Annotated in this window: 26 protein-coding genes; 20 read left to right on the top strand and 6 right to left on the bottom strand. The window is 68.9% G+C overall.

Annotated elements, in window-relative coordinates; translation table 11 throughout:
- Positions 1-107 precede the first annotated feature (107 nt).
- The gene (gene hemL / locus J4573_RS30585; protein WP_208259366.1) at positions 108-1,400 is read left to right on the top strand and encodes a glutamate-1-semialdehyde 2,1-aminomutase; all 1,293 of its coding nucleotides are present in this window, start codon (positions 108-110) and stop codon (positions 1,398-1,400) included.
- Here hemL and dapA read toward each other — a convergent pair.
- Both dapA and J4573_RS30575 read right to left on the bottom strand, forming a co-directional pair.
- Positions 1,397-2,260 carry a 4-hydroxy-tetrahydrodipicolinate synthase gene (gene dapA / locus J4573_RS30580; RefSeq protein WP_208259365.1) on the bottom strand — a complete coding sequence of 288 codons (864 nt, stop codon included), beginning with the start codon at positions 2,258-2,260 and terminating at the stop codon, positions 1,397-1,399. The two genes, hemL and dapA, sit on opposite strands and share 4 nt — an antisense overlap.
- A gap of 14 nt (positions 2,261-2,274) precedes the next feature.
- Positions 2,275-3,198 carry an EamA family transporter gene (locus J4573_RS30575; protein WP_208259364.1) on the bottom strand — a complete coding sequence of 308 codons (924 nt, stop codon included), beginning with the start codon at positions 3,196-3,198 and terminating at the stop codon, positions 2,275-2,277.
- A 72-nt stretch (positions 3,199-3,270) separates the two neighbouring features.
- Between J4573_RS30575 and J4573_RS30570 the strand changes: the two genes are divergently transcribed.
- The 10 genes from J4573_RS30570 to J4573_RS30525 all read left to right on the top strand — a co-directional run bounded on the left by J4573_RS30570 (position 3,271) and on the right by J4573_RS30525 (position 13,013).
- Positions 3,271-4,254: a LysR family transcriptional regulator gene (locus J4573_RS30570; protein WP_208259363.1), complete on the top strand. Its 984-nt coding sequence runs from the start codon at positions 3,271-3,273 to the stop codon at positions 4,252-4,254.
- 119 nt (positions 4,255-4,373) lie between these two features.
- The gene (locus J4573_RS30565; RefSeq protein WP_208259362.1) at positions 4,374-6,086 is read left to right on the top strand and encodes a serine/threonine-protein kinase; all 1,713 of its coding nucleotides are present in this window, start codon (positions 4,374-4,376) and stop codon (positions 6,084-6,086) included.
- 63 nt (positions 6,087-6,149) lie between these two features.
- Positions 6,150-6,740, top strand: coding sequence for a hypothetical protein (locus J4573_RS30560; RefSeq protein WP_208259361.1), 591 nt, complete (start codon positions 6,150-6,152; stop codon positions 6,738-6,740).
- A 78-nt stretch (positions 6,741-6,818) separates the two neighbouring features.
- Complete coding sequence (locus J4573_RS30555) at positions 6,819-7,460, top strand: histidine phosphatase family protein (protein WP_208259360.1); 642 nt, start codon at positions 6,819-6,821, stop codon at positions 7,458-7,460.
- 48 nt (positions 7,461-7,508) lie between these two features.
- Positions 7,509-8,108 (top strand): TlpA family protein disulfide reductase, encoded by a 600-nt coding sequence (locus tag J4573_RS30550; protein ID WP_243773818.1) that lies wholly within the window; start codon positions 7,509-7,511, stop codon positions 8,106-8,108.
- A gap of 61 nt (positions 8,109-8,169) precedes the next feature.
- On the top strand, positions 8,170-8,871 hold the full coding sequence (locus tag J4573_RS30545; protein WP_208259557.1) for a cytochrome c biogenesis CcdA family protein: 702 nt from the start codon (positions 8,170-8,172) through the stop codon (positions 8,869-8,871).
- 1 nt (position 8,872) lies between these two features.
- The gene (gene resB / locus J4573_RS30540; RefSeq protein WP_208259359.1) at positions 8,873-10,615 is read left to right on the top strand and encodes a cytochrome c biogenesis protein ResB; all 1,743 of its coding nucleotides are present in this window, start codon (positions 8,873-8,875) and stop codon (positions 10,613-10,615) included.
- Between the two features lie 5 nt (positions 10,616-10,620).
- Complete coding sequence (ccsB, locus tag J4573_RS30535) at positions 10,621-11,652, top strand: c-type cytochrome biogenesis protein CcsB (protein ID WP_307797020.1); 1,032 nt, start codon at positions 10,621-10,623, stop codon at positions 11,650-11,652.
- A gap of 132 nt (positions 11,653-11,784) precedes the next feature.
- Positions 11,785-12,732: a hypothetical protein gene (locus tag J4573_RS30530; protein WP_208259358.1), complete on the top strand. Its 948-nt coding sequence runs from the start codon at positions 11,785-11,787 to the stop codon at positions 12,730-12,732.
- A 20-nt stretch (positions 12,733-12,752) separates the two neighbouring features.
- Positions 12,753-13,013 (top strand): hypothetical protein, encoded by a 261-nt coding sequence (locus tag J4573_RS30525; RefSeq protein WP_208259357.1) that lies wholly within the window; start codon positions 12,753-12,755, stop codon positions 13,011-13,013.
- 125 nt (positions 13,014-13,138) lie between these two features.
- On the opposite strand, the gene J4573_RS30520 is transcribed toward J4573_RS30525, so the two are convergent.
- Complete coding sequence (locus J4573_RS30520) at positions 13,139-13,339, bottom strand: BldC family transcriptional regulator (protein WP_151559136.1); 201 nt, start codon at positions 13,337-13,339, stop codon at positions 13,139-13,141.
- A 242-nt stretch (positions 13,340-13,581) separates the two neighbouring features.
- Here J4573_RS30520 and J4573_RS30515 point away from each other — a divergent pair, with 242 nt between their 5' ends.
- Entirely contained in the window at positions 13,582-14,541 is a 960-nt protein-coding gene (locus J4573_RS30515; RefSeq protein ID WP_208259356.1) for a threonine ammonia-lyase, read from the top strand.
- Here the strand turns inward: J4573_RS30515 and J4573_RS30510 are convergent.
- Positions 14,538-15,896: a serine/threonine protein kinase gene (locus J4573_RS30510; RefSeq protein ID WP_208259355.1), complete on the bottom strand. Its 1,359-nt coding sequence runs from the start codon at positions 15,894-15,896 to the stop codon at positions 14,538-14,540. The two genes, J4573_RS30515 and J4573_RS30510, sit on opposite strands and share 4 nt — an antisense overlap.
- 117 nt (positions 15,897-16,013) lie before the next feature.
- Here J4573_RS30510 and J4573_RS30505 point away from each other — a divergent pair, with 117 nt between their 5' ends.
- Together J4573_RS30505 and J4573_RS30500 are read left to right on the top strand one after the other, a co-directional pair.
- A complete protein-coding gene (locus J4573_RS30505) occupies positions 16,014-16,253 on the top strand; it encodes a DUF4229 domain-containing protein (RefSeq protein WP_208259354.1) in 240 nt (79 codons plus the stop codon).
- A gap of 152 nt (positions 16,254-16,405) precedes the next feature.
- On the top strand, positions 16,406-17,632 hold the full coding sequence (locus J4573_RS30500; protein ID WP_208259353.1) for a COG1361 family protein: 1,227 nt from the start codon (positions 16,406-16,408) through the stop codon (positions 17,630-17,632).
- Positions 17,633-17,658: 26 nt separating this feature from the next.
- Here J4573_RS30500 and J4573_RS30495 read toward each other — a convergent pair whose 3' ends face one another.
- Entirely contained in the window at positions 17,659-17,916 is a 258-nt protein-coding gene (locus tag J4573_RS30495; RefSeq protein WP_208259352.1) for a DUF397 domain-containing protein, read from the bottom strand.
- The gene (locus J4573_RS30490; protein WP_208259351.1) at positions 17,913-18,767 is read right to left on the bottom strand and encodes a helix-turn-helix domain-containing protein; all 855 of its coding nucleotides are present in this window, start codon (positions 18,765-18,767) and stop codon (positions 17,913-17,915) included. Before J4573_RS30490 ends, J4573_RS30495 begins: the two co-directional genes overlap by 4 nt.
- Before the next feature lie 135 nt (positions 18,768-18,902).
- On the opposite strand from J4573_RS30490, the gene J4573_RS30485 reads away from it, so the two are divergent.
- The 6 genes from J4573_RS30485 to J4573_RS30460 all read left to right on the top strand — a co-directional run bounded on the left by J4573_RS30485 (position 18,903) and on the right by J4573_RS30460 (position 24,287).
- Entirely contained in the window at positions 18,903-19,604 is a 702-nt protein-coding gene (locus tag J4573_RS30485) for a demethylmenaquinone methyltransferase (protein WP_208259350.1), read from the top strand.
- Positions 19,605-19,752: 148 nt separating this feature from the next.
- Positions 19,753-21,009, top strand: coding sequence for a geranylgeranyl reductase family protein (locus J4573_RS30480; protein WP_208259349.1), 1,257 nt, complete (start codon positions 19,753-19,755; stop codon positions 21,007-21,009).
- Between the two features lie 177 nt (positions 21,010-21,186).
- A complete protein-coding gene (locus J4573_RS30475; protein WP_208259348.1) occupies positions 21,187-21,546 on the top strand; it encodes an NADH-quinone oxidoreductase subunit A in 360 nt (119 codons plus the stop codon).
- Complete coding sequence (locus J4573_RS30470) at positions 21,547-22,092, top strand: NuoB/complex I 20 kDa subunit family protein (RefSeq protein WP_208259347.1); 546 nt, start codon at positions 21,547-21,549, stop codon at positions 22,090-22,092. It begins immediately after the preceding gene.
- Positions 22,093-22,096: 4 nt separating this feature from the next.
- Positions 22,097-22,843, top strand: coding sequence for an NADH-quinone oxidoreductase subunit C (locus J4573_RS30465; RefSeq protein ID WP_208259346.1), 747 nt, complete (start codon positions 22,097-22,099; stop codon positions 22,841-22,843).
- A gap of 97 nt (positions 22,844-22,940) precedes the next feature.
- Positions 22,941-24,287 (top strand): NADH-quinone oxidoreductase subunit D, encoded by a 1,347-nt coding sequence (locus J4573_RS30460; RefSeq protein WP_208259345.1) that lies wholly within the window; start codon positions 22,941-22,943, stop codon positions 24,285-24,287.
- Positions 24,288-24,289: the final 2 nt, after the last annotated feature.

Below are 24,289 nucleotides of genomic sequence, written 5' to 3'. Positions count from 1 at the left end.
TTGGGGCATCTGGCACCACTCGTGACGCCGGTGTACTTGGTGGAATATCGGCCGGTTACTGCCGAGGTCAAGGGGCGTCGCCATATTGCAACTGAGAGACTGGGCGGGTGAGTGACTTTCAAGACTCTCAGCGGCTTTTCGAGCGAGCGAACCGAGTGGTTCCGGGAGGCGTGAACTCCCCGGTGCGGGCCTTCCGCGCGGTGGGAGGGACGCCCCGGTTCATTGCCTCCGCGAAGGGGCCTTATCTCACCGACGCGGACGGGAACGAGTACGTCGATCTGATCTGCTCGTGGGGACCGATGATCCTCGGGCACGCCCATCCGGCGGTGGTGGAGGCGGTTCAGGAGGCGGCGGCGCACGGGACCTCCTATGGGGCCCCGACGCGGGGTGAGGTCGACCTGGCCGAGGAACTCGTGGGGCGTACGCCGGCGGAGAAGGTCCGGCTGGTGAACTCGGGCACCGAGGCGACGATGTCGGCGATCCGGCTGGCCCGGGGGTTCACCGGGCGGTCGAAGATCGTCAAGTTCGCCGGGTGCTATCACGGGCATGTGGACTCGCTGCTGGCGGCGGCGGGGTCGGGTGTGGCGACGCTCGCGTTGCCGGACACGCCCGGGGTGACCGGGGCCACGACGGCCGACACGATCGTGCTCCCGTACAACGACGTGGTGGCGCTGGAGGAGACGTTCACCAGGCATGGCGAGGACATCGCCTGTGTGATCACCGAGGCGGTGCCGTGCAACATGGGCGTCGTTCCGCCGACCCGGGACTTCAACGCGCTGCTGCGGGCGCTGTGCCACTCGAACGGTGCTCTCCTGATCATGGACGAGGTGCTGACGGGCTTTCGCGCCTCGCGGTCGGGGTGGTACGGGATCGAGGGCGTTCCCGGCGACCTGACGACGTTCGGCAAGGTGATGGGCGGTGGGCTGCCGGCGGCGGCCTTCGGCGGGCGCGCGGACATCATGGATCACCTGGCGCCGTCCGGGCCCGTCTACCAGGCCGGGACGCTGTCGGGTAACCCGCTGGCGACGGCGGCGGGGCTGGCCACGCTGCGGAACGCCACGCCCGAGGTGTACGCGGCCATCGATCGGGCCGCCGCTCTGGTCGCCCAGACCGCTACCGAGGCGCTGGCCAAGGAGGGCGTGCCGCACCGGCTGCAGACGGCGGGCAACCTGTTCTCGATCTTCTTCGCCGATGGGGCGGTCGAGGACTTCGAGGGCGCGCAGCGGCAGGACACCAAGGCCTACGCGGCGTTCTTCCACGCGGCGCTGGACAGGGGTGTGTACCTGCCGCCGTCGTCGTACGAGGTGTGGTTCCTGTCGGCCGCGCATGATGACGCGGCCTTGGAACGGATCGCGGATGCGTTGCCCTATGCGGCGCGGGCGGCTGCTGAAGCGCGTTAGAGGTTCCGCAGGGCCTTCAGGGCTGCCATCACGGGCTCCGGGCTTGGTGCGTGCAGAGGTGCACGGACATCGGGGTGATCGATGATGCCCTCCTCGGCAAGGGCCGCCTTGAGGACGGCCGGGGAGGGCTCTGCGAAGAGCGCGTTCACCATGGGCAGCAGGGCGTTGTGGAGCGCGCGGGCACGGGCCGCGTTGCCGTTGCGGGTGGCCTCGGCCATGGCGGCGTACGCGGCAGGGGCCAGGCACGCCGACGCGGTGATTCCGCCTGCCGCGCCTAGCTGGAGCATGGGGTAGACGTAGGCGTCGTCGCCGCAGAGGACGTCCTTGCCGGTCGAGGCAAGGAGGGTGAGGGTGTCCTGGTCAAGCGCGCCTGGGCAGTGCTTCATGCCCGCGACCGAGTCAAGGTCCAGGATTCGCAGAAGTGTGTCCGCGGAGAGGTGCTTCCCGGTCCGGTAGGGGATGTTGTACGGGAGCAGGGGAACGTCCACGGCCGCCCCGAGGGCTGCGAAGTGGTCGATGACGCCCTGGTCCGAAGGTCGCAGGTAGTAGGGAACGACGACCAGGAGCGCGTCGGCCAGGCACTGGCGTTCGCGGGCCTCGGCGATCGAGGCGTCGGTGCCGATCGTTCCGGCGCCGACGATGAGCGGCGTGCCGTGCTCGATCGAGACGCCGCGGGCGACCTCCAGGACCGTTCGCTGCTCGGCCGCGCTGAGCAGGGCGGCCTCGCCGGTGGTGCCGAGCGCGACCAGCCCGGCCGCGCCGTGCGCCAGGCAGTGCCGGGCGAGGCGTTCGAGGGACTTGGCGTCGAGTTCGCCCGAACGGTCGAACGGTGTCACCAGGGACGCGTGGATGCCGTGCATGCTTCTCACCTTGATCACTTGGCCGGTGCCGGTGCCGGAGCGGGCACCAGGGGGTCGGGCGCCGTGACGGCGCGGCGGCGCAGGCTGCCGAGGGCGACCCCGCCGACGATGAGCGCGGCCGCGAAGAGCCGCAGCGCGCTGACGTGCTCGTTCAGCACCACGACCGCCGCCACGATCCCGAACGGCGGGACGAGCAGCGAGTACATGGCGACCGTGCCCGCCTCGTAGCGCCGCATGAGCCAGCCCCAGGTGCCGAAGCCGACCAGCGTGGACAGGTAGGCGATGTAGAGGAGCGACGTGGCGCCGGACAGCGGGATGTGGGTGACCGCGTGCCAGTCCTGCGAGGGGCCCTCGAAGATCAGCGACAGTGCCAGCATCGGGATCGGCGGCACCAGCGACATCCAGACCATGAAGCCGAACGCGTCCACGGGCTCGTCGGTCGACTGGTTCATCTTGCGCATGAGCACGTTGCCGAGCCCCCACGAGGCGGCGGCGCCGATGCACAGCAGGAACGCCAGGATCGGGCTGCCGTGCCCGAAGTCCACGCCGATCAGGGTCACGCCGGTGAACGCGACGGCCATCCCGGCCAGCTGCGCCGGTCGCGGCCGTTCGCGCAGCAGCCCGGCGGCGATCAGGACGGTGAACAGCGCCGAGGTCTGCAGGACCACCGAGGACAGGCCGGCGGGCATGCCCTGCCGCATCCCGATGAACAGCAGCCCGAACTGGCCGACGCCGATCGCCAGCCCGATCATCAGGATCCATTTCCAGGCGACCGGCGGACGGCGGATGAAGAACACCGCGGGCAGCGCCGAGACCACGAACCGCAGGGAGGCGAACAGCAGCGGCGGGAAGGCCTCCAGCCCCACCTTGATCGGAACGAAGTTGAATCCCCAGATGGCGGCGATGAGAACGGCCAGGAGCACGTGGCGCGGTGACATGGGACCATGGTCACCGCCCGCTCGATTAAGGACAATCTAGAATTAGTTGACAGCTCGCTTTAGAGTTGCTTCATGCTCGATTTGGAACGCCTGCGGGCCCTGCACGCGGTCTCCACGTACGGCTCGGTCAGCGCGGCCGCCGACGTCCTCCACGTGACCACCTCGGCGGTCTCCCAGCAGCTGGCCAAGCTGGAACGCGAGACCGGCCAGAAGCTCCTCGAGCGCAACGGCCGCGGCGTCCGCCTCACCGACGCCGCCGAACTCCTGGTCACCCACGCCGACCGCATCCTGTCGCTGGTCGAACGCGCGCAGGCCGACCTGGAGGCCCACAAGGGCGCGGTAGTGGGCGAACTCACCGTCGCCGCGTTCCCCACCGCCATCCGAGGCCTCCTGCCCGCCTCCCTCAGCCAACTCCGCGAGCTCCATCCCGAGCTCCGGGTCCTCACACAGGAAGAGGACCCCCTGCAGAGCATCCCCCGCGTGCTGCGGGGCGACCTGGACATGGCCATCGTGCAGGACTGGAACAACGAGCCCCTGCCCATCCCCGACGGCCTCCTCAAGGGCACCATCGGCTTCGACGTAGCGGACGTGGCCCTTCCCGCCGCCCATCCCCTCGCCGCATCCAGCGAGGTAGAACTCAAGGAACTCGCCGGGGACCCCTGGATCAGCTCCACTCCGGGCAGCATCTGCTGTGACTGGCTGACCCACACCCTGCGTTCCATCGATGCCGAACCCCGCATCGACCACATGGCCTACGAGTTCGCCACCCAGCTGGCCCTGGTGGCCGCCGGCCTCGGCAACACGATCCTTCCCCGCCTGGGCCGCTGCGACGTCCCCGAAGGCGTCCGCGTCGTCAGCCTGAAGACCCCCCTGGCCCGCAGGGTCTACGCCGTCTGGCGCGAAGAAGCCGCCCGCCGCCCAGCCATCCGCGCCGCCCTGGAAGCCTTCCGCAACGCCGCCCCCGCCGAAGCCGCCCCCGCAGGGGGCGCTGCTCCCGGGGGCGCCCCCGCTCCCGCAAAGGCCGCGCCCGCCGCTGCAGAGGCAGCCTCCGCCTGATGTACGCCTCTCCTGCCTGATGTACGTCTCTCCTGCCTGAAGTGCGCCCTGCGGAGTGATCGGCCCTCGGAGACGGAGATCGGCTACCTTCGTCCAGATCATCGGATATAGGGGGTCTTGTGGCGGAATGGCGGATCCCTGAATTCCAGGAGGTTCGCTCCCTGGGCTCGGGCGCACAGGGGCGAGTGGTGCTTGCACGCCACCGGGAATCCGGGACGCCGGTCGCGATCAAGTACCTGCTCGGGGCCGACGAACGCGACCGTGAGCGGCTGCGGCATGAGGCCCGCATGCTGGGGCAGGCCGACAGCCCGCACATCGCACGGCTGTTCCGGCTCGTGGAGGTGCCCGAGGGTGCCGCGATCGTCATGGAGGCGGTCGACGGGGTCTCGCTCAAGGAGATCCTGGAACGGTACGGAGCGTTGGGGCCCGAGGCCTCGCTGGCCGTTCTGAAGGGGTCCCTGCTCGGGCTGGCCGCCGCGCACGCGCTCGGGGTCGTTCATCGCGACTACAAGCCCGCGAACGTGGTCGTGCCCGCGAACGGGTGCAGCAAGCTCATCGACTTCGGGATCGCGACGCCGACCGGGGAGGCCGGCGGGGCCGGGACGCCGGTCTACATGGCCCCCGAACAGTGGTCTCGGCAGCCCGCGACTCCGGCCACGGACGTCTACGCGGCCACATGCGTCTTCGTCGAGTGCGTCACGGGCAGGCGGCCGTTCCAGGGTGACGGCCAGGCCGCCTTGATGAACGCGCATCTGAACGCGCCCGTGCCGACGGACGGCGTTCCCGAGCCCCTGCGGGAGCTGGTGGCCGCCGGCTTGGCCAAGGATCCCGCCGAGCGTCCCGCAGGGGCGGCGGCCTTCGTCCAGGGGCTGGAACAGGTCGCCCGGGAGACCTATGGGCCGGACTGGGAGACGCGCGGGATCCGCCGGCTGGCCGGTGCGGCGGTCGCCCTGGCGGCGCTCTTCCCGCTGGCCGGGCTCGCCGTACCGGGTGCGGCCGGGGTCGCGGGTGCGGCGGGCGCGGCGGGGGAGACCGCGGCGGCCGGCGGGGCCAAGGCGTTGCTGGCCACCACGGCCGGGAAGATCGTCGTGGGCGGTGCGGCGGTGGTCGTGGTGACGGGCGGCGCCGTGGCCGTTCAGCAGACGGTGAAGGCCGAGCCGAAACCGCGGCCGACACCCACCCGGTCGGTGGTCTTGGCGGCGGCCGTGAGCCAGTGCCCCGTGACCGGGCCCACCGGGGAGAACCAGACGCCGAAGGGGACGCCGGTCCCCGTCCGGCTGCCGTCCCAGGTGAAGCTGCCGCAGGGGGCCGCGGTCTACCAGTTCGGGAAGGGCGAGCACCTGATCGGGCCGGCCGGCCAGCGGTGTTCGCAGTCGAGCGGCAACGGCGGCGGAGGCTCGGAGATCGGCGGCTCCGGACGCTATGTCCGCAGGTCGTTCCCGTTCACGCTGGGGAGCATCGCCACCGGGACCTGCTACTACTTTCCGGAGGCCCCTCAGACCCGGGAGTGTGTGAAGGCCGACGCGCTGCCGAGGAGGCAGAGCTTCCCGAGCGGTGTACCCGGAGTACGGGCGATGGTCGCTGGGGAGGCGGCTGACAAGCCGACGCCGATGCCGCCTTCCCCCTATGTGGCGGTCACCGTGGCGACCATGGACGCCAAGGGCGTGCCCTCCTCGATCTCGTGCGTGATGCCGTGGGCCCGGGCGTCGACGTGCACGGCCGCGCTCACCTACTGGTACGTCGAGGCGATGAGCGACACCCACATCACCAAGGCCGCGTTGGACGTGGCCGCGCAGCGGATCGCCGCTGGCGTGGCCGCGGCGCGGCACTGATCTCGCGGGGGCACTGATCTCGCGGGGGCGTTGATTTCGGCGCGGCACTGATTTCATGGGGGCATGACGTACGAGCTGGTCGTCTGGCATGAGGCCGTCCCGGTGACGCGGGAGGAGGCCCTCGCGGCGTCCGAGAAGGCTGCTCCGCATGCGGGTGTGGCTGCGTTCGCCAAGGATCTGGCTGAACGGGCCCCGGGCTTGGACGTGAGCGTCAATGGGCGTGCTGTGGTGCGGATGGCGGACGAGCAGGCCGATGAGGTCTCGGCGCTGGTTTATGGGCTGGCGCGGGCGTACGAGCTGACCTGCTACGACGTGGACCGGGAGCTGGTTCTCAACCTGGGGCCGCTGGGGGCCTCCAGGGAGATGCAGCTGCATACGGGGGACGGGATGCAGGTCGTTGATCCCGACCTTGGGCTCGTACGGGACGCCCTGGAACGGATCTCGCCTCAGAACCCGTTCGCCGCGCTGGTGGTCTTCGGGCAGCACTTCATCCAGGTATCGCCCGAGGCCGGGGGATACGAGCTGGAGTACAAGGACAGCGTCGCGGGCACGCTCTCCAGAACGGACGTCTCCGCGCTACCCGAGGTCCAGCAGGCCTTCGAGGAGTACGCCACCGGCTCCCGGGCGTTCCTCGACCGCTTCGCCTGGACCTGAGCCGGACCCGGCATGGCCGACAGAGCCGGGAGGGGCGCGGCCGGAACGGTTAAGGGACGCGGGTAACCTGACGACGCCATGACTGCTGACAAAACGATCGTTCACCTGCTGCGGCACGGTGAGGTGCACAATCCCGAGGGCGTTCTGTACGGGCGGCTGCCCGGCTACCGGCTGAGTGAGGACGGGGTCCTCATGGCCAAGGCGGCGGCCAGATGGTTCGCCGAACGGGATGTGACCGCGCTGTTCTCCTCGCCGATGCAGCGGGCCCTGGAGACGGCGGCCCCCTTGGCCGACCAGTTCGACCTGCCCGTGACGGTGGACGATCGGCTGATCGAGGCCGACAACCACTTCGAGGGCATGACCTTCGGGGTCGGGAAGGGTTCGCTCAAGCGACCCGAGCACTGGCGTTACCTGGTCAACCCGTTCCGGCCCTCCTGGGGTGAGCCCTACAAGCAGATCGCCGACCGGATGCGGTCCGCGGTGATCCGGGCCCGCGACGCGGCCACCGGGCACGAGGCGGTCTGCGTGAGCCACCAGCTGCCGATCTGGATCCTCCGGCTGCGGGCCGAACACCGCAGGCTGTGGCACCATCCGGTGAAGCGCGAGTGCGGGCTGGCCAGCGTCACCAGCCTCACGTTCGAGGGCAGCAGGCTGGTCGAGGTCTCCTACAACGAGCCCGCCGAGGGCATCGCCAAGGGGCCCAGTGTCGCCGGTGCCTGACCCTGCCACTAGATTGAGTACTACAAGCTGTAGTTGTAGGAGGGTCCGTTGAGCCCCCGTGTCTCCCCAGGGAAAACCGGCGCGATCGCCGTGGGCGCCTTCGTGGTCGCCGGGCTGGCCGCAGGCTGCGCGGGAACGTCCTCGGCGGGCGGTCCGGCGGGCAGCGACAACCGGTTCATCGCGGGCGACGGGAACATCCAGGAGGTCAAGGCCGGGGAGCGCAAGGCCGCCCCGCAGGCCGGCGGCGAGACCCTGGACGGCAAGCAGCTGAAGCTCTCCGACCTCAAGGGCAAGGTCACCATCGTGAACTTCTGGGCGTCGTGGTGCGCGCCCTGCCGCGGCGAGGCCCCGTCCCTGGAGCAGGTCTACACCGAGAACAAGGCCAAGGGCGTGGAGCTCGTCGGCGTCGGGTTCAAGGACAACAAGGACGGGCTCAGGGCGTTCGAGCGCAAGTTCAAGATCACCTACCCGAGCCTGTTCGACGACGACGGCCAGATCACGCTGGCCTTCCGCGACGTTCCGCCGAACGCCATCCCGAGCACGCTGATCCTCGACCGGCAGGGCCGGGTCGCGGCGCGCATCGTGGGCTCCACGACCTACTCCAAGCTCAGCCCGCTGGTCGCCAAGATCGCGGCCGAGAAGGCGTAGCGGCGCAGTCGTGATCGTCCTGGCCAGTGTCGACCAGACCGTCACCAGCGGATCCCTGCTGATGGCGGCGCCGCTGGCCGCCCTGGCGGGGCTGGTGTCGTTCGTCTCACCGTGCGTGCTGCCGCTGGTGCCCGGCTACCTGTCGTACGTGACCGGCATGAGCGGCGCCGACCTGGCCGAGGAACGGCGGGGACGGCTGCTGCTCGGCGCGGTGCTGTTCATCGCGGGCTTCACCGTGGTCTTCGTCAGCATGGGTGTCGTCTTCGGCGGGCTCGGCCGGTGGCTGCTGGAGTACCAGGACCCCATCACGCGGACGCTGGGCGCGATCACCATCGTGTTCGGGCTCGCGTTCATGGGCTTCATCCCGGGCCTGCAGCGCACCATGAAGTCCGGGCGGCTGCCCGCCGCCGGCCTCGCCGGGGCGCCGCTGCTCGGCGTGCTGTTCGGGCTCGGCTGGACGCCCTGCATCGGCCCGACGCTCGGTGCCGTCCAGGCGATGTCGGTGAGCGAGGCGAGCGCCGGCCGGGGCGCACTATTGTCCCTTGTGTACTGCCTCGGCCTCGGGCTGCCGTTCGTGGTGACGGCGCTGGCCTACCGGCGGGCGCTGGGGGCCTTCGGCGCGGTCAAGCGCCACTACGCGCTGGTCATGCGGATCGGCGGGGGCATGCTCGTCGCGATCGGCGTGCTGCTGGTGACCGGCCTCTGGGGCGACCTGACGATCGAGCTGAAGTCGTGGATCGGCGGCTTCGAGACGGTGATTTGAGATGAGCGACACCGACACGGGCGTCGAACCCGGCACGTCCGCCGAGGCCGACGGCGAGGGTGTGGAGCCCGAAGTCGAGCCGGGCACCGCCGCGCCGCCCGAACGGCAGGCACTCCTGGACGCGCCCCGGCCCAAGGGCATCGGCCCCATCGGCTGGCTGCGCTGGGGCTGGCGGCAGCTCACGACCATGCGCACGGCGCTGATCCTGCTGTTCCTGACGGCGCTCGGTGCCGTACCGGGGTCGATCCTGCCGCAGCGCGGGCAGGCGCCGGAGAAGGTCGCCCAGTACTACGTCGACCACAAGACGGCGGCGCCCTGGCTGGACAAGTTCTCGCTGTTCGACGTGTTCGGCGCGCCCTGGTTCGCGGCCATCTACATCCTGCTGTTCGTGTCGCTGGCGGGGTGCGTCATCCCGCGCGCGGGCAAGCACTACCAGGCGATGCGGGCCCGGCCCCCGGCCGCGCCGCGCAACCTGGGCCGCCTGCCGCAGTCCGCGTCGTACGAGACCGACGAGGCCCCTGACACGGTGCTGGAGGAGGCCCGCAAGCTCCTCAAGGGACGCCGCTTCCGCGTCGACACCGGCGGTACGGCGGTCGCCGCGGAGAAGGGCTACCTGGGGGAGACCGGCAACCTGCTCTTCCACCTGGCCCTGCTGGCGCTGCTGTTCGCGCTCGGCTCCGGCTCCCTGTTCGGTTACCGGGGGAACGTGCTGGTCACCGAGGGCGACACGTTCGTGAACTCGCTCTCGCGCTACGACCAGTTCAACCCGGGCCGGTCCTTCAACTCCGGCGACCTCGCGCCGTTCTCGGTCAAGATCGACAAGTTCACCGTGAAGTACGAGACCGGCGGCGAGAAGCGCGGCCTGGCCACCGACTTCGGCGCCCGAGTGCACTACCGCGACTCCCCGTCCGGGCCGGAGAAGACGGCCGACCTCAAGGTCAACCACCCGCTCAAGGTCGGCGGCGCCAAGGTCTACCTGCTGGGGCACGGCTACTCGCCGCAGTTCACCGTCCGCGACGGCAAGGGCGACATCGCCTTCAAGGGCTCGGTGCCGTTCCTGACGATGGAGCCGCGCAACCTCACCTCCGAGGGCGTCATCAAGGTCCCCGACGCCGAGCCGGACCAGCTGGCCTTCTACGGGATCCTCTTCCCGACGGCGGTGACCACCCAGGACGGCAGGCTCGCCTCGGCGTTCCCGGGGGCGCTCCGGCCCGCCATCACCATCGCCTCGTTCAAGGGCGACCTCGGCCTGGACTCGGGTCAGCCGCAGTCGGTCTACAAGATCGAGGGCATCGGCAAGACCGTCCAGCCGCTCGGCAAGAAGGGCCAGAAGGTCCTCATGCAGGGCGAGACGCTGAAGCTCCCCGACGGCGAGGGCTCCATCACCTTCGACGGGCTCAAGCAGTGGACGAGCCTGTCGGTCAACCACGACCCCGGACGCTTCCCCGCCCTGTTCGCGGCCATCCTGGCGGTGCTGGGCGTGGCCACCTCGTTCATGATCCGCCGCCGTAGGGTGTGGGTCCGTGCGAGCGCCGGAAAGGGCGGGCGTACCGTGGTGGAGGTCGGCGGGCTGACCCTGGGCAACGCGACCTCAGAGTTCGACGACATCGTGGCCGACCTGCGCGGCCCGGACGCGGACGGGCCCGCAAGCCCGTCCGACGAGAAGCCCGATGAGAACGGGTCCGACGACCCGGAGCACGACGGGCCCGAAAGCCCGGCCGAACCTGCCAAAGCTGAGGAGTGACGAGGGTGAGCACTGCCGACCTCGCCGAACTGAGCGACAAGCTCATGCTGAGCACCGTCGTGCTCTACATCGTCGCCATGGTCGCGTACGCGGCGGACCTGGGCTTCGGGCAGCGCCGCCGCGCGGCCACGGCCGAAGCCGGGGCCACGGCCACGGAGTCCGTTGAGGCCGAGGCCAAGGTCCTGGTGGCCTCGGACGGGTCGGACGCCGGCGTCGTCAAGGACGAGGCCGCGGCCGCAGCGGCCGTCGCGGACGACTCCGAGGAGTCCGACTTCGCGTACTCCGGTCGCCGCGAGATCGACTGGGCGCGGCTGGCGATCGTGCTGAACGTGCTCGGCTGGGGCGCGCAGCTCGGTGTGCTGCTGACCCGCGGGCTCTCCGCCCACCGCTGGCCGTGGGGGAACATGTACGAGTTCCTCAACGCGATCTCGTTCGCCGCGGTGACCGCCTTCCTGATCGTGATGTTCCGCTACAAGGCCCGCTTCCTCGGCGCCTTCGTGATGATCGCCGCGGTGATCGCGCTCGGCGTGGCCAACATCTGGCTGTACGAGGCGGCCGGCGGCCCGGTGACCGCCGCGCTCAACTCGTACTGGATCGCCATCCACGTGACCGCCGCCATCATCGCGACCGGCGCGTTCACCGTCGCGGGCTCGGCCACGATCCTCTACTTCCTCAAGGCCCGCTACGAGGCCGCCAACGAGACCGGCACCGGCGTCCTGTCCCGCATCCCCTCCTCCGAGGACCTCGACAAGCTGGCGCTGCGCGTCACGATGTTCGCGTTCCCGATCTGGACGGCCGCCATCATCATGGGCGCCATCTGGGCCGACGAGGCCTGGGGCCGCTACTGGGGCTGGGACCCCAAGGAGATCTGGTCGTTCGTCACCTGGATCATCTACGCCGCCTACCTGCACGCGCGGGCCACGGCCGGCTGGAAGGGCCGCAAGGCCGCGATCCTGTCGCTGCTCGCCTTCGCCGCGCTCCTCTTCAACTTCTTCGGCGTGAACTACATGTTCTCGGGGCTGCACTCTTACGCCTAGGCCAGGGAGAACTGTCGCGCCTGAGGCCGGACCGTGACGCACGGGGATGACGGGAAGTCGTGTCGCGGCTTACTCTGCCTCGGGGGCCCTGTCGCTTGATGCACTCGGGGGGCCCGCTGACAGAGGAGCCTGATGCGCTTCAAAGGCATCCATCGCAAGCCCCGGGAGCTGAGGGACGCGTCCTCCTACGCGTCCTCTCCGCCCGAGTCCGGGCAGCAGCGGCCGGAGACCCGGCACGTGCGTCCCCGCAGCAACCAACCGCGCGACCGGTTCGGCAGGTTCCGCAAGGCCGGCCGGGACGACGACTTCGCGGTACGGGCGGACGCGGGCGCCGGGCAGGCCGTGGACGCGGCTCCGGCCCCGAGGCGTCCCGGTGGGCGCCGGACCGACACCAGGCCTGCCGGCTACTCCTGGCGCGACTTCGAGCTCGAGGAGGAGCCGCCGCTGCGCGCCGAGCCGCATCCGCCCGACGTCCGCTCGATCGACGGGCGGCGGCACTGCGGGTTGCTGGAGAACATCCTTCACCGGCAGTGGGACGCGCGCCTCGGCCCGCCGAGCGCCGAGGTCGTCCGCGCCGTCGACAGCCTGGCCGCCCTGCCCCCGCGGCTCAAGGAGAAGCTGGCGACCGGCCTCGACGGCATCTACGTCGGGCCCGGCGGCGTACCGCAGCTCGACGACATGGGCCACCTGCGCGACCGGCCGCTGCCGTCCGGCCGCGCCACCTGGGACATCTGCGCGGGCGCGTACGGCGACCGCAAGATCGTGGTGGGCGACCGGCCGTCGCCGACGCCCGACGTGATGATGCACGAGGTCGGGCACGCGCTCGACGACATCGACGGCGAGGGCAACGGCTGGCAGTCCGACAGCCCGGCGTTCCGGGCGCTGTACGAGCAGTGCCTGCCCTATCTGGCCAGCGACTTCCACCGGCAGCCGCACGATCTGGGCCGCCGGGAGTTCTTCGCGGACGCGTTCGCGGCCATTTCCGCCCGGCAACGCCCCGCTTTGGTCGATATGCTCGCCGGCAACATTCGCGCCGCACTCGATGTCATGCTCTTCTTCAACCGCAGGTACGGAATCTGACGCACCGAAGGTGATCGACGATGTACGTGATCCGGCTACCGGACGGAACGCTCCGGGTGCCCCAGAGCGTCCTGCTCGACCCCGACGAGGGCACGGACGAGGGACGGATCATCGCCCAGGCGTACGTGGAGGTCCGGCCCGGCGATCCCGACTACGACCGGCTCTACGAGCAGTCGCTGACCGAGGAGGAGCTCGAGGAGAAGCGCCAGGGCTGGCGTGACGGAGACGAGGACCTGCTCAGGCAGTTCGAGGAATGGAAGGCCGGCAGGACCGAAGAATGATCCGTGTGCAGGCGACCCGCGGGTCTTGCGATGTGGGCCCTGGGCGTTCAGCCGGGGCTCAGTCCAGGTTCAGGCCGGTGAGGCGGTGGAGGAAACCGCCTGCCGGCGGGGAAGCTTGGTGCCGGTCAGCGAACGTGCTCGGCGACAGGCTCTTCCCCGCGCAGCAGTGCGTGCACTTCGGACTCGCGGAAGCGCCGGTGGCCTCCGGGAGTGCGGATGCTGCTGATCCGTCCGGCCGCGGCCCAGCGCGTCACGGTCTTCGGATCGACCCGGAAGAGGGCGGCGACCTCTCCGGGGGTCAGCAGGCGCTCGCTCGTGCTCTCCACGTTTTCTCTCCCCCTTTGTCCCGCTCTGGTTGCGGGTGGACTGTTTCCTAGTGTGGCGGGTCAAGACCGATTTCTCCCTTGTTTTCGCAAAACATCACGCTAAGTAATCAAGCGAACTGGCGAAATAACGGGAAGTAAACGTGGCATTGGACACTTGCGTCACGTGGATCTCTGAGGTCGCACTGCGTACCGGTCGGTACCGCCCGTTATCAGCCCGAGTGGACAAGCCATAGGTTGGGAGGATGACGGATCTTGTGCCACTCGGTGACATCGAGCGAGCCGCCGAGCGACTGACCGGAGTCGCCGTGCGGACCCCCTTGGTGCCCTTTCCGTTGAGCGATCCGCCGCTGCTGGTGAAGGCCGAGTCGCTGCAGCCCATCGGGGCGTTCAAAGTGCGCGGCGCGTACGCCGCCATCTCGGCCTTGCCCGAGGAACGGCGTAAGCGCGGTGTCGTCGCGCATTCGAGCGGTAATCACGCACAGGCGGTCGCCTATACGGCACGCGCGCTCGGCATTCCCGTGGTGCTCGTCATCCCGCATACGACCCCCGGAGTGAAGGTCGACGCGTGCATCGCGCTCGGCGCCGAGATCGTGTACGTGGAGCCCACGATGGAGGCGCGCGTCGAGACCGCGGAGAAACTCGCGGCGGCGCACGGCTTCACCATCGTCCCGCCGTTCGACGACCCCGCGATCATCGCCGGGCAGGGCACGGTCGGTCTCGAGATCGTCCAGGACCGCCCCGACGTGGACGTGGTCCTGGTCCCGATCAGCGGCGGCGGCCTGATCTCCGGCGTCGCGACCGCGGTCAAGGCCCTGCGCCCGGAGGCCAAGGTCATCGGCGTGGAGCCCGAGCTCGCCGCCGACGCCCGCGAGTCGCTGCGCGCCGGCGAGCCGGTCGCCTGGTCGGCCGAACGGACCGGCCGGACGATCGCCGACGGCCTGCGCGTCCAGCGCGTCGGCGACCTGCCGTTCGCCCACATCCAGGAGTACGTGGACGACATCGTCACCGTCAGCGAGGACGAGATCCTCCTGTCCATGCGCCGCCTGGCCCGCGAGACCCGCCTCATCGCCGAGCCGAGCGGGGCCGCCGCCACGGCCGCCTACCTTTACCGCCGGAACGAGCTCCCCGAGGGTCGCACCTACGTCTCGGTCCTTTCTGGCGGGAACGTCGACCCGGCGCTCTTCCTCGACGCGCTCCGCTAACGCGACTTGCAGGTCTCCCCGTCCGCATAGGTGCCGCTGTGCCCCGGGTACTTCCAGCGGCAGACCGAGGAGTTGTCGACGCGGGTGGTGCGCTGGTCGGCGTTGATGCAGGAATAGTGGTCACTCTCTTCCATGACCTGCTGATAGCCGTTCGCCCTGCAGTAGTTGTTCACGTCGAAGAATGTGAACGTTCCAAGCGTCTTTGTGCGCGACGCGGGCTTGCTCCCACCGCCCGATGCCTTCGGGGAGGGTTTGTGCTTCGGCTCAGATCCGCCGCTCGGCGATTCAACCGGATTCGCCCCACTCGCGGGACTCGACGAGTTCTGATCACCCTTCGGAGCCGAAGGGTGGCCGGGCGATGATGTCGTTTGCACCGCAGAACTAGTCGTGCCCGAGGGTGACGGACTCTGCGCACTCGCCGAGTGCCCTCCCTCATCGCCCGACGTGCCAATGGCGTAGCCGATCCCCACGACCAGCGCGAGGAACCCGGCCGCCAACAGACCACCCCTGCGACGCAGGGATGTGGTCTTCTCAGCCACCACGACCGCCGGCTCGGCCGATGACCCGCGCAGCCTCTCCACGACCTCCGCCGCGGCAGGACGTTCTGCCGGATTCTTGGCCAGGCAATCCCGCACCACCGACCGAAGCGGCTCCTCCAGAGCGTCCAGATCGGGCTCGTCATGCAGGATCCCGTGCATGATCGCCGACTCCGACTTACCTCCGAACGCCCGCTTCCCTGTCGCGGCGTAGACCATCGTCGCTGCCCACGCGAACAGATCAGCGGCCGGACTGATGTCCTCCCGAGAAAACTGCTCAGGCGCCATATATGCAGGCGTCCCCACCGGCTGGCTGGTCCCGAACGACCTGCTCTCGTCCAAGGCCTTTGCGATCCCGAAGTCGATGACCACCGGACCATCAGGACCGAGCAGCACGTTGCCCGGCTTGAAGTCCCGATGCACGACACCGGCCTGGTGAATCCCGGCCAGCGCCACCGCCGTATTAATGGCCAGCCGCTGCAACGCAGCCGACCCGCGCGGCCCAGACTTCTTCACCGACGCGTGCAACGAAGGCCCGTCCACAAATTCGCTCACCAGATAGGGCTGCTCATCCGCGACCCCGCTGTCGAGCACCTGCGCCGTACAGAACGGAACAACCTGCTTGGCGACCTCGACCTCGGCCAGGAACCGGGCCCGCGCCTCCGCATGAGCGATCAGATGCGGATGCAGCACTTTGACGGCGACCTTCTGGGTCCCAGAACGCCCCAGATAAACCGTCCCCTGCCCGCCGATGCCAAGCCTGCCCTCAAGCCGGTACGGCCCGACCTCACTCGGATCCGTGGCCAGCAAGGCCTCCATGCACGGCCTCCGATCTCAAGCGGATCCACGTGATCATAGGGCCTCAGATGAACACACACGTTCCCAAACGGGGGCGGCCTGTCGCATCGCGAGGGCAGGGGTAGTCTCGGTCCTGTCATGCGATCCGTTTTCTTCTACACCGCCGCGCGGGTGGGCATCTTCATCGCCACCGGCGCCCTCCTCGCGCTCTTCGGTGCGCGCGGCGTGCTGCTGCTCCTGCTCGCGCTGCTCATCAGCGGCATCATCAGCTTCGTCCTCCTCTCCGGCCAGCGGGACGCCATGTCCTCCGCCGTCACCAAGGGCTGGACGTCCCGCCGCAAGAAGTTCGAGCAGATGCGCACCAAGGAAGACGCCTGACGCGCGAGATCATCGTCAGGTTGTCATGTCGATGTTGATCGTCCGCATGGGGACAAACTCACCCTGACCAGTGCCTACTGGACGTCCCGCTCAATATGATCACTCGCCGGCCCTGACTCCAGGGCCCTAGATCATTGTTGAGAGGGACCCTTGTGAAGAGGTCTGCCGTCATTGCGAGCGCCGTCCTCGCGGCCACCGTCTTGACCCCCACCGCCTACGCGCTGGCCCACACCGAGGCCGACCCGGTCTCCGACCTCGGCGTCACGCTCGCCGGGCCCACCTCCACGGCCCTGCCCGGCGAGACCGTGACCTACCAGGCGACGGTCCACAACGCCGGCCCTGATGCCGCTCCCAGCATCGAGATCAGCACGGCGTTCACGGGACCCAAGCTGTCCATGCTGGACATGAACGGCTTCGGTGGTTTCTGCACCCAGCTCCCCGGGCGTACGGCATGCCTCACCAACGATGCGCTCCCGTCTGGAGCCACCAAGGTCATCAAGATCCAGGCCCGGGTCGATCCGCACGCCCTGCCGGGCACGGTCGGCCTGACCACCAAGGTGTCCGGCAGGCAGGCATCGGATCCGGACCAGGCGGGCAACAGCGCCCAGGCCCAGTTCACCGTCGGGTCGGCCGCGGACCTCGGCGTCACGTTGAGCGGTCCGCAGAGCGTGAAGCGGAACAATTGGATCAGCTACGAGGTCAAGGCCGCCAACCGCGGTGGTCTTGCCGCCACGAACGGCAAGGTCGCGCTCAGGTTGCCCGGCGGTGTGAGCTTCAAGGACGCGCCGATCGGCTGCGCCGTCCAGGGCTCCGACGTGACATGCGACCTCGGCGACCTGGCCGTCAACGGCGCCAAGTCGTTCAAGGTCGACGCCAGGGTCGACGCCGACGTCCCGTTCGGGCGGCGCTTGGACGCCCAGGCTCACGCCAAGTCCGACCTTTACGACGCGGTTCCGGCCGACAACACCGTCGTCTCGAGCGCGACCGTCGCCCAGCCCACCCCGCCGCCCGCTCCGCCGAAGGCGAATGTGGCGATCACGGGGAAGGCGAGTGCGCTGCGGAAGGGCCGGACCGGCACCTATGCGCTGGTCGTCACCAACAAGGGCCCGAACGCCGCTAAGAACGTGGTCGTGACGGGCGCGCTGCCCAAGGGCATGACGTTCAAGTCGGTCCGTGGCTGCAAGCGCTTCAAGAACGGGATCAAGTGCACGATCCCGAACCTCAAGGCGGGCGGCAAGGTCACCATCACGATGAACGTGACCGTGGTGAAGGGCGCCAAGAGCGGCTCCCGGACCTTCGTCGTGATCGCCCGGTCGGCGACCAAGGACCCGGTCACCAGCAACAACGTGGCGCGCATCAAGCGCAGCATCACCAAGTAGAACCAAGCACCTCAGGCGGGTCGGCCCTAGCGGTCGGCCCGCTTGATGCTGTTAAGAAGCCGACGCCACGAGTCCGACCCCACGGACAGCACGGGCCCGTCGGGGTCCTTGGAGTCACGGAACAGGATCAGCTGATCCGTGCTGGCCACCTCGACGCACTCGTCCTCGTAGGGACCGCTGTGGCTGCTCTTACGCCAGGATGTGACCTCTACGCAGTCGCCTTCATTGGAGCCGCTGTGGCTGCTCTTGCGCCACTTTGCACCGGTCAGGTCGGGTGTGCTCATGCGCCCGACAGTATCCCTTCGACGAACTCCAGCGAGGCTGATTCATCCAGCGTCGCACGACGGAGGTGGTCGAAGATTCTGTTGAACCTGGCTACGTCAGATTCGCTCTCTATGAACGTGCCCTGGGTGTAAGCGTCAGCCAAAACAACCGTCAGTCGTCCCGGCGGCCGAAGTTGGAGCATGTGGAAGGGGGCTGACAGCCCCAAGTCGATGCTGGCCGTGTGCGGGAGAACGCGAATACTTGTGTGAGGGGCCTGAATCTTGTCAGACAGGCTGCGGAGCTGTGCGCGCAGCACGCTGACTCCTCCGATGTGCTGACGGAGTGCGGATTCGCCAATGACCGCCTCGTATCGAGGCGCCTCAGCTTTGGCGAGGATCTTCTGTCTCTCCAGGCGAAAGCTCACCAGGGCATCATTGTCGCGCCCTGGACTGTCCAATCCGCCTTCCATGAGCGCCTTGACATACGGCTCGTCCTGAAGGAGGCCAGGGATGATGCTCGCGTGGAAGTCACGAATGAGATTGGTGTCTTGCTCCAGGCTCAGTAGGTCGAGCGCGGCGGCTGAGACGCGACCTTCCCAGGGGCGTTGCCATCGACCACCTCGGCCGCGGGCTGAGAGGTAGACCAGGCTTTCGTGAAGTGGGTCGTCGGTGGGGACTTCGTAGAAATCGAGCAGGTCGGTGAGCTCCCACGTGTCGATGGTGTGCAGGCCGTTCTCCAACGTGCTGAACCAGCCGGTGGACCGGCCGTACCGGCGGGCGACCGTGCTGATGGTCAGCCCGCGGGCCTCTCGGAGGGAACGAAGCGCCGAGCCGATCCGGCGCCAGCGGACGGAGGGGATCGCTGAACCCATCCGCCCACGATCTCACTGTCCGTAGGCAATTGTGAGCGCTGCGCCTGCGGGCTGAACGTTCAGTCGCTGTAACGCCGTCCGCCTTTGGTGTGGGCGGTGGTTAGCGGCCTTGGCGGGTGCTTTTAGGCTGGGGGCATGACTCGCGCCTCACTGGACAAGCAGCCCGCGGACGTCGCTGCGATGTTCGACCGCACCGCCGAGCGTTATGACCTGCTCAACACGCTGATGACCGGCGCGCAGGACCGGCGGTGGCGGCACGAGGTCGTGAAGGCCGTGGACGCCAAGCCGGGTGAGCGGGTGCTGGATCTGGCGGCGGGTACGGGGACGTCGTCGGTGCCGTTCGCGGAGGCGGGCGCGGAGACCGTGGCGTGCGACTTCTCCTTGGGGATGTTGCGTGTCGGGGTGAAGCGGCAGGCCGGTGTGGCGGGCTTGCGGTTCGTTGCCGGGGATGCGTTGAAGCTGCCGTTTGGGGACGGTTCGTTTGATGCGGTGACCATTTCGTTCGGGCTTCGTAACGTTGCGGATACGGATCTGGCGCTGCGGGAGCTGCGGCGGGTCACGGCTCCGGGCGGGCGGCTTCTGGTGTGCGAGGTCAGCCATCCGCCGAACGGCCTGCTCGCGATGGGGCACAAGGCCCATCTGCGGTACGGGCTGCCGATGCTGGCGCGGGTCAGTTCCAACCCTGATTCTTATCGCTACCTGGCCGAGTCGACGCTGGCTTGGCCTGGGCAGGAGGAATTGGCGGGGCGGATTCAGCGCGCCGGCTGGGGCAAGGTGCGCTGGCGCAACCTGACCTTCGGGGTGGTCGCGATGCACCATGCGGTCAATCCCGGATAAATCAAGAAGCGGGCCTGCCGGTCGGTTCGATTGGGACCGGTCCAAATCAGGGGTGTCGGAGAGGTACCCACAGGCCGCCCAGAAGGAATAGACTCCACCCGGATCCTTGTGAAGTACTTCACAAGCGAACGAACTAGCGAGGAACGCTGTGACCGACTCCACCCGACACGCGGACGTGATCGTCGTCGGGGCCGGCCCTGCCGGGTCGGCGACCGCCTACTGGCTGGCCCAGGCCGGCCTGGACGTGCTGCTTTTGGAGAAGGCGACGTTCCCGCGGGATAAGATCTGCGGCGACGGACTCACGCCTCGGGCCGTCCGGGCGCTGGTCAGCATGGGCGTCGACATCGACGGCGAGGGGTGGGCCCGCAACAAGGGCCTGCGCATCTACGGCGGCGGCGTGAAGATCGAGCTGCCCTGGCCCGAGCTGGCGAGCTTCCCCGACTTCGGGCTCGTGCGCACGCGCATGGACTTCGATGGGCTCCTTGCGGAGCACGCCGTGAAGGCGGGCGCCAAGCTTTTGCAGGGCTGCAACGTGCAGGGGCCGATCCTTGATGAGCGGACGGATCGCATCACTGGGGTCACCGCCAAGTTCGAGGGCGAGGAGGTGGAGTTCCGTGCGCCGCTGACGGTGGCCTGCGACGGAGTCTCCTCCCGGCTCTCCACGGCGATGGACGTACGGCGGCGCGAGGACCGGCCGATGGGCGTGGCCGTCCGGCGCTACTTCGAGTCGCCGCGCTACACCGACGACTACATGGAAGCCTGGCTGGAGCTGTGGGACGGCGAACGGCTTCTGCCCGGTTACGGGTGGGTCTTCCCCGTGGCCGACGGCACCTGCAACGTCGGGCTGGGGCTGCTCAACACCAGCAAGGCGTTCAAGGACGTCGACTACCGCGGCATGCTGAAGCGCTGGTGCGCCAACATGCCCGAGGACTGGCAGTTCGACGAGGAGCACGCGACCAGCCCGATCCGCGGCGCGGCGCTGCCCATGGGCTTCAACCGGCAGCCCCACTACACCCGCGGCATGCTCCTGGTCGGCGACGCCGGCGGCATGGTCAACCCGTTCAACGGCGAGGGCATCGACTACGCCCTCGAGTCGGGCCACCTGGCCGCCGACATCATCGTTCAGGCCCTCGCGCGGCGGACCCCCGCCCAGCGCGAGCGGACCCTGTACGAGTACCCGCGCATCCTGAAGGACGAGCACGGGGGCTACTTCACCCTCGCGCGCGTCTTCGTTCAGGCCATCGGCGACCCACGGGTGATGAAGTTCCTCACCACGCACGGCCTGCCGCACCCCACGTTGATGCGTTTCACGCTCAAGCTTTTGGCGAATCTCACCGATCCCAAGGGCGGTGACGCGATGGACCGCGTTATCAACGCCATGCAGAAGGTGGCTCCCGCCGCTTAGATCCGACCCCCCGAGGGGAGTGCTATTGATCACCTTGGCTAAGGTGGCGACCCGTATTCGTGATGGACGTCACGAGAGTGGTCAAGCCACCGAGGCGCGTTCCGTGACGGCCCCCGGACGGGGGCCGGGGCGCGCCCCGTACAACGTCGTACGAACCGAGGAGAGGCTTTAGAGACGATGGATCTCTATATTCCGATCATCGTGCTAGGGGTGCTCGCCTTCGCGTTCGCGGCGGGCTCGGTGGCGATGGCCTCGATGACGGGCCCGAAGCGGTGGAACCGTGCGCGGCTGGACGCCTACGAGTGCGGCATCGAGCCGACGCCGCAGCCCGTGGGCGGTGGCCGCTTCCCTGTGAAGTACTACCTGACGGCGATGCTGTTCATCGTCTTCGACATTGAGATCATCTTTCTGTACCCCTGGGCGGTCGCCTTCGACCACCTGGGGATTTTCGGTTTGGTGGAGATGGTCATCTTCATCCTGACCGTGCTCGTTGCGTACGCCTACATCTGGCGTCGCGGTGGTCTGGAGTGGGACTAAATGGGACTTGAAGAGAAACTCCCCAGCGGCTTCCTGCTGACGACGGTCGAGCAGGTCGCGGGGTGGGCGCGTAAGAGTTCGGTGTGGCCGGCGACGTTCGGCCTCGCGTGCTGCGCCATCGAGATGATGGCCGCGGGCGACCCGCGGCACGACTTCTCCCGGTGGGGGATGGAGCGTGCCTCGGCGACGCCGCGCCAGGCCGACCTGATGATCGTCGCGGGCCGGGTGAGCCAGAAGATGGCCCCGGTGCTGCGCCAGATCTACGACCAGATGACCGAGCCCAAGTGGGTCATCGCGATGGGCGTGTGCGCCTCGTCGGGCGGCATGTTCAACAACTACGCGATCGTGCAGGGCGTGGACCACATCGTTCCGGTGGACATCTACCTGCCCGGCTGCCCGCCGCGGCCGGAGATGCTGCTGGACGCGATCCTGAAGCTGCACGACAAGATCCAGAACACCAAGCTCGGCCCGCAGCGCAAGAAGCAGATCGCCGAGCTCGAAGAGGCCAAGCGCCGCCAGCTCCCGCTGCTCGGACAGGGGGCCTGAACGCATGTCGTCCCAGCACCCTGAGCAGAAGGCCGAACAGGCCGCGGATCAGCTGCCGGCGCACTCGGAAGAGGAGCGCCAGGAGCAGCCGGTCGCCCGCATGGGCATGTTCGGCGCCAAGACCACCGGCGACACCTCCGGCTACGGCGGGCTGATCGTCCGGCAGTCGCCCAAGGTGTCGGCGCCGCGCCCGTACGGCGGTCCCGACGGCGCGGCCGAGGCCGGCGCCTACGACGAGATCGCCGACGAGCTCGAGCGCACGCTGCCGGGCTTCGACGACGCCATCGAGCGCGTGGTCGTGCACCGCGGCGAGCTGACGTTCTACGTCAAGCGCGAGCGGCTGGTCGAGGTCGCCACCAAGATGCGCGACGAGCCGACGCTGCGCTTCGAGATGTGCACCGGCGTGTCCGGCGTGCACTACCTCCAGGACGAGGGCGCCGAGCTGCACGCCGTCTACCACCTGCTGTCGATCACCCACAACCGGCGCGTCCGGCTCGAGGTGACGGCGCCGGACGCCGACCCGCACATCCCGTCGGTGGTCTCGGTCTACCCGACCAACGACTGGCACGAGCGCGAGACCTTCGACTTCTTCGGGATCGTGTTCGACGGCCACCCGGCCCTCACCCGGATCGAGATGCCCGACGACTGGGTCGGCCATCCGCAGCGCAAGGACTACCCCCTCGGCGGCATCCCCGTCGAGTACCGCGGCGCAGAGGTTCCGCCGCCGGACGAGCGGAGGTCGTACACGTGAGCCCCGCGAGCCGCCGCGCGGCGGCTGGACTGAGGAGCCTGCGACGAGGGAAGCCGTCGCGAGAAGACGGCGGCGAGCCGGCGAGCGGAGCGAGCCAATGAGCAGTGCCAAGTACACCGAGTACGACGCGTACGCCGCCGAAGAGGCGGCCGAGGGCAAGGTCTTCGACGTCGGCGGGCAGGACTGGGACCGGGTCGTCGCCGAGGCGCGCGACAACGGCGACGAGCGCCTGGTCGTCAACATGGGGCCGCAGCACCCGTCCACGCACGGCGTGCTCCGCCTCATCCTGACGCTGGACGGCGAGACGGTCACCGAGTGCCGGGTCGGCATCGGCTACCTGCACACCGGCATCGAGAAGAACATGGAGTTCCGCACCTGGACGCAGGGCACCACGTTCTGCACCCGGATGGACTACCTGGCGCCGATCTTCAACGAGACGGCGTACTGCCTCGGCGTGGAGAAGCTGCTCGGCATCACCGACCAGATCCCCGAGCGGGCCGAGATCATCCGCGTGATGATGATGGAGCTCAACCGGATCTCCTCGCATCTGGTGGCGATCGCCACGTTCGGCCTGGAGCTCGGCGCGACCACGGTCATGCTGAACGGCTTCATCGAGCGCGAGTACACCCTCGACCTGTTCGAGGAGATCGCCGGCCTGCGGATGAACATGGCCTACGTCCGTCCGGGCGGCGTCGCGCAGGACCTGCCGAGCGGCGCGATGAGCAAGCTGCGCGACTACCTCGACCGGATGCCGAAGCGCTTCCAGGCGCTCCGCAAGCTGATGGACGACAACAAGGTCTACAAGCTGCGCACGCAGGAGATCGCGCACCTGGACCTCACCGGCTGCATGGCCCTGGGCATCACCGGCCCGGTCCTGCGCGCCACCGGCATCCCGTGGGACCTGCGCAAGTCGCAGCCCTACTGCGGTTACGAGACCTACGACTTCGACGTGCACACGCAGGACACCTGCGACGTCTACGGCCGTTACCTCGTCCGGATGGCCGAGATGGAGGAGTCCCTGAAGATCGTCGAGCAGTGCGTGGAGCGGCTGCAGACGGTCAAGGGCCCGGTGATGGTCGAGGACAAGAAGATCGGCTGGCCGGCGCAGCTGGCCATCGGCGCCGACGGGATGGGCAACTCGCCCCGCCACATCGCGCACATCATGGGCACCTCGATGGAGGCCCTCATCCACCACTTCAAGCTGGTGACCGAGGGCTTCCGCGTTCCGGCGGGCCAGGCGTACGCGGCGATCGAGTCGCCGCGCGGCGAGCTCGGCGCGCACGTGGTGAGCGACGGCGGCACCCGCCCCTACCGCGTGCACTTCCGCGACCCGTCGTTCACCAACCTGCAGGCCGCGCCGGCGATGGCCGAGGGCGGAATGGTCGCCGACGTCATCGCGGCCGTCGCATCGATCGACCCCGTCATGGGGGGAGTGGACCGCTAGAC

It is taken from the genome of Actinomadura barringtoniae (genome assembly GCF_017573505.1).
In the GTDB taxonomy this organism is placed as follows: Bacteria; Actinomycetota; Actinomycetes; order Streptosporangiales; family Streptosporangiaceae; genus Spirillospora; species Spirillospora barringtoniae.
The sequence above is the reverse complement of the archived record's forward strand: the minus strand, read 5'-3'. Positions and strand labels throughout refer to the sequence as shown.

Coding starts and splice junctions, on each gene's coding strand:
- J4573_RS30460 (WP_208259345.1), top strand. CDS start 22,941: ATGAGCAGTGCCAAGTACACCGAGTACGACGCGTACGCCGCCGAAGAG.
- J4573_RS30470 (WP_208259347.1), top strand. CDS start 21,547: ATGGGACTTGAAGAGAAACTCCCCAGCGGCTTCCTGCTGACGACGGTC.
- J4573_RS30570 (WP_208259363.1), top strand. CDS start 3,271: ATGCTCGATTTGGAACGCCTGCGGGCCCTGCACGCGGTCTCCACGTAC.
- J4573_RS30515 (WP_208259356.1), top strand. CDS start 13,582: ATGACGGATCTTGTGCCACTCGGTGACATCGAGCGAGCCGCCGAGCGA.
- J4573_RS30530 (WP_208259358.1), top strand. CDS start 11,785: ATGCGCTTCAAAGGCATCCATCGCAAGCCCCGGGAGCTGAGGGACGCG.
- J4573_RS30475 (WP_208259348.1), top strand. CDS start 21,187: ATGGATCTCTATATTCCGATCATCGTGCTAGGGGTGCTCGCCTTCGCG.
- J4573_RS30555 (WP_208259360.1), top strand. CDS start 6,819: ATGACTGCTGACAAAACGATCGTTCACCTGCTGCGGCACGGTGAGGTG.
- J4573_RS30510 (WP_208259355.1), bottom strand. CDS start 15,896: ATGGAGGCCTTGCTGGCCACGGATCCGAGTGAGGTCGGGCCGTACCGG.
- J4573_RS30465 (WP_208259346.1), top strand. CDS start 22,097: ATGTCGTCCCAGCACCCTGAGCAGAAGGCCGAACAGGCCGCGGATCAG.
- dapA (WP_208259365.1), bottom strand. CDS start 2,260: ATGCACGGCATCCACGCGTCCCTGGTGACACCGTTCGACCGTTCGGGC.
- J4573_RS30545 (WP_208259557.1), top strand. CDS start 8,170: ATGGCGGCGCCGCTGGCCGCCCTGGCGGGGCTGGTGTCGTTCGTCTCA.
- J4573_RS30525 (WP_208259357.1), top strand. CDS start 12,753: ATGTACGTGATCCGGCTACCGGACGGAACGCTCCGGGTGCCCCAGAGC.
- resB (WP_208259359.1), top strand. CDS start 8,873: ATGAGCGACACCGACACGGGCGTCGAACCCGGCACGTCCGCCGAGGCC.
- J4573_RS30560 (WP_208259361.1), top strand. CDS start 6,150: ATGACGTACGAGCTGGTCGTCTGGCATGAGGCCGTCCCGGTGACGCGG.
- J4573_RS30495 (WP_208259352.1), bottom strand. CDS start 17,916: ATGAGCACACCCGACCTGACCGGTGCAAAGTGGCGCAAGAGCAGCCAC.
- J4573_RS30505 (WP_208259354.1), top strand. CDS start 16,014: ATGCGATCCGTTTTCTTCTACACCGCCGCGCGGGTGGGCATCTTCATC.
- J4573_RS30485 (WP_208259350.1), top strand. CDS start 18,903: ATGACTCGCGCCTCACTGGACAAGCAGCCCGCGGACGTCGCTGCGATG.
- J4573_RS30490 (WP_208259351.1), bottom strand. CDS start 18,767: ATGGGTTCAGCGATCCCCTCCGTCCGCTGGCGCCGGATCGGCTCGGCG.
- J4573_RS30575 (WP_208259364.1), bottom strand. CDS start 3,198: ATGTCACCGCGCCACGTGCTCCTGGCCGTTCTCATCGCCGCCATCTGG.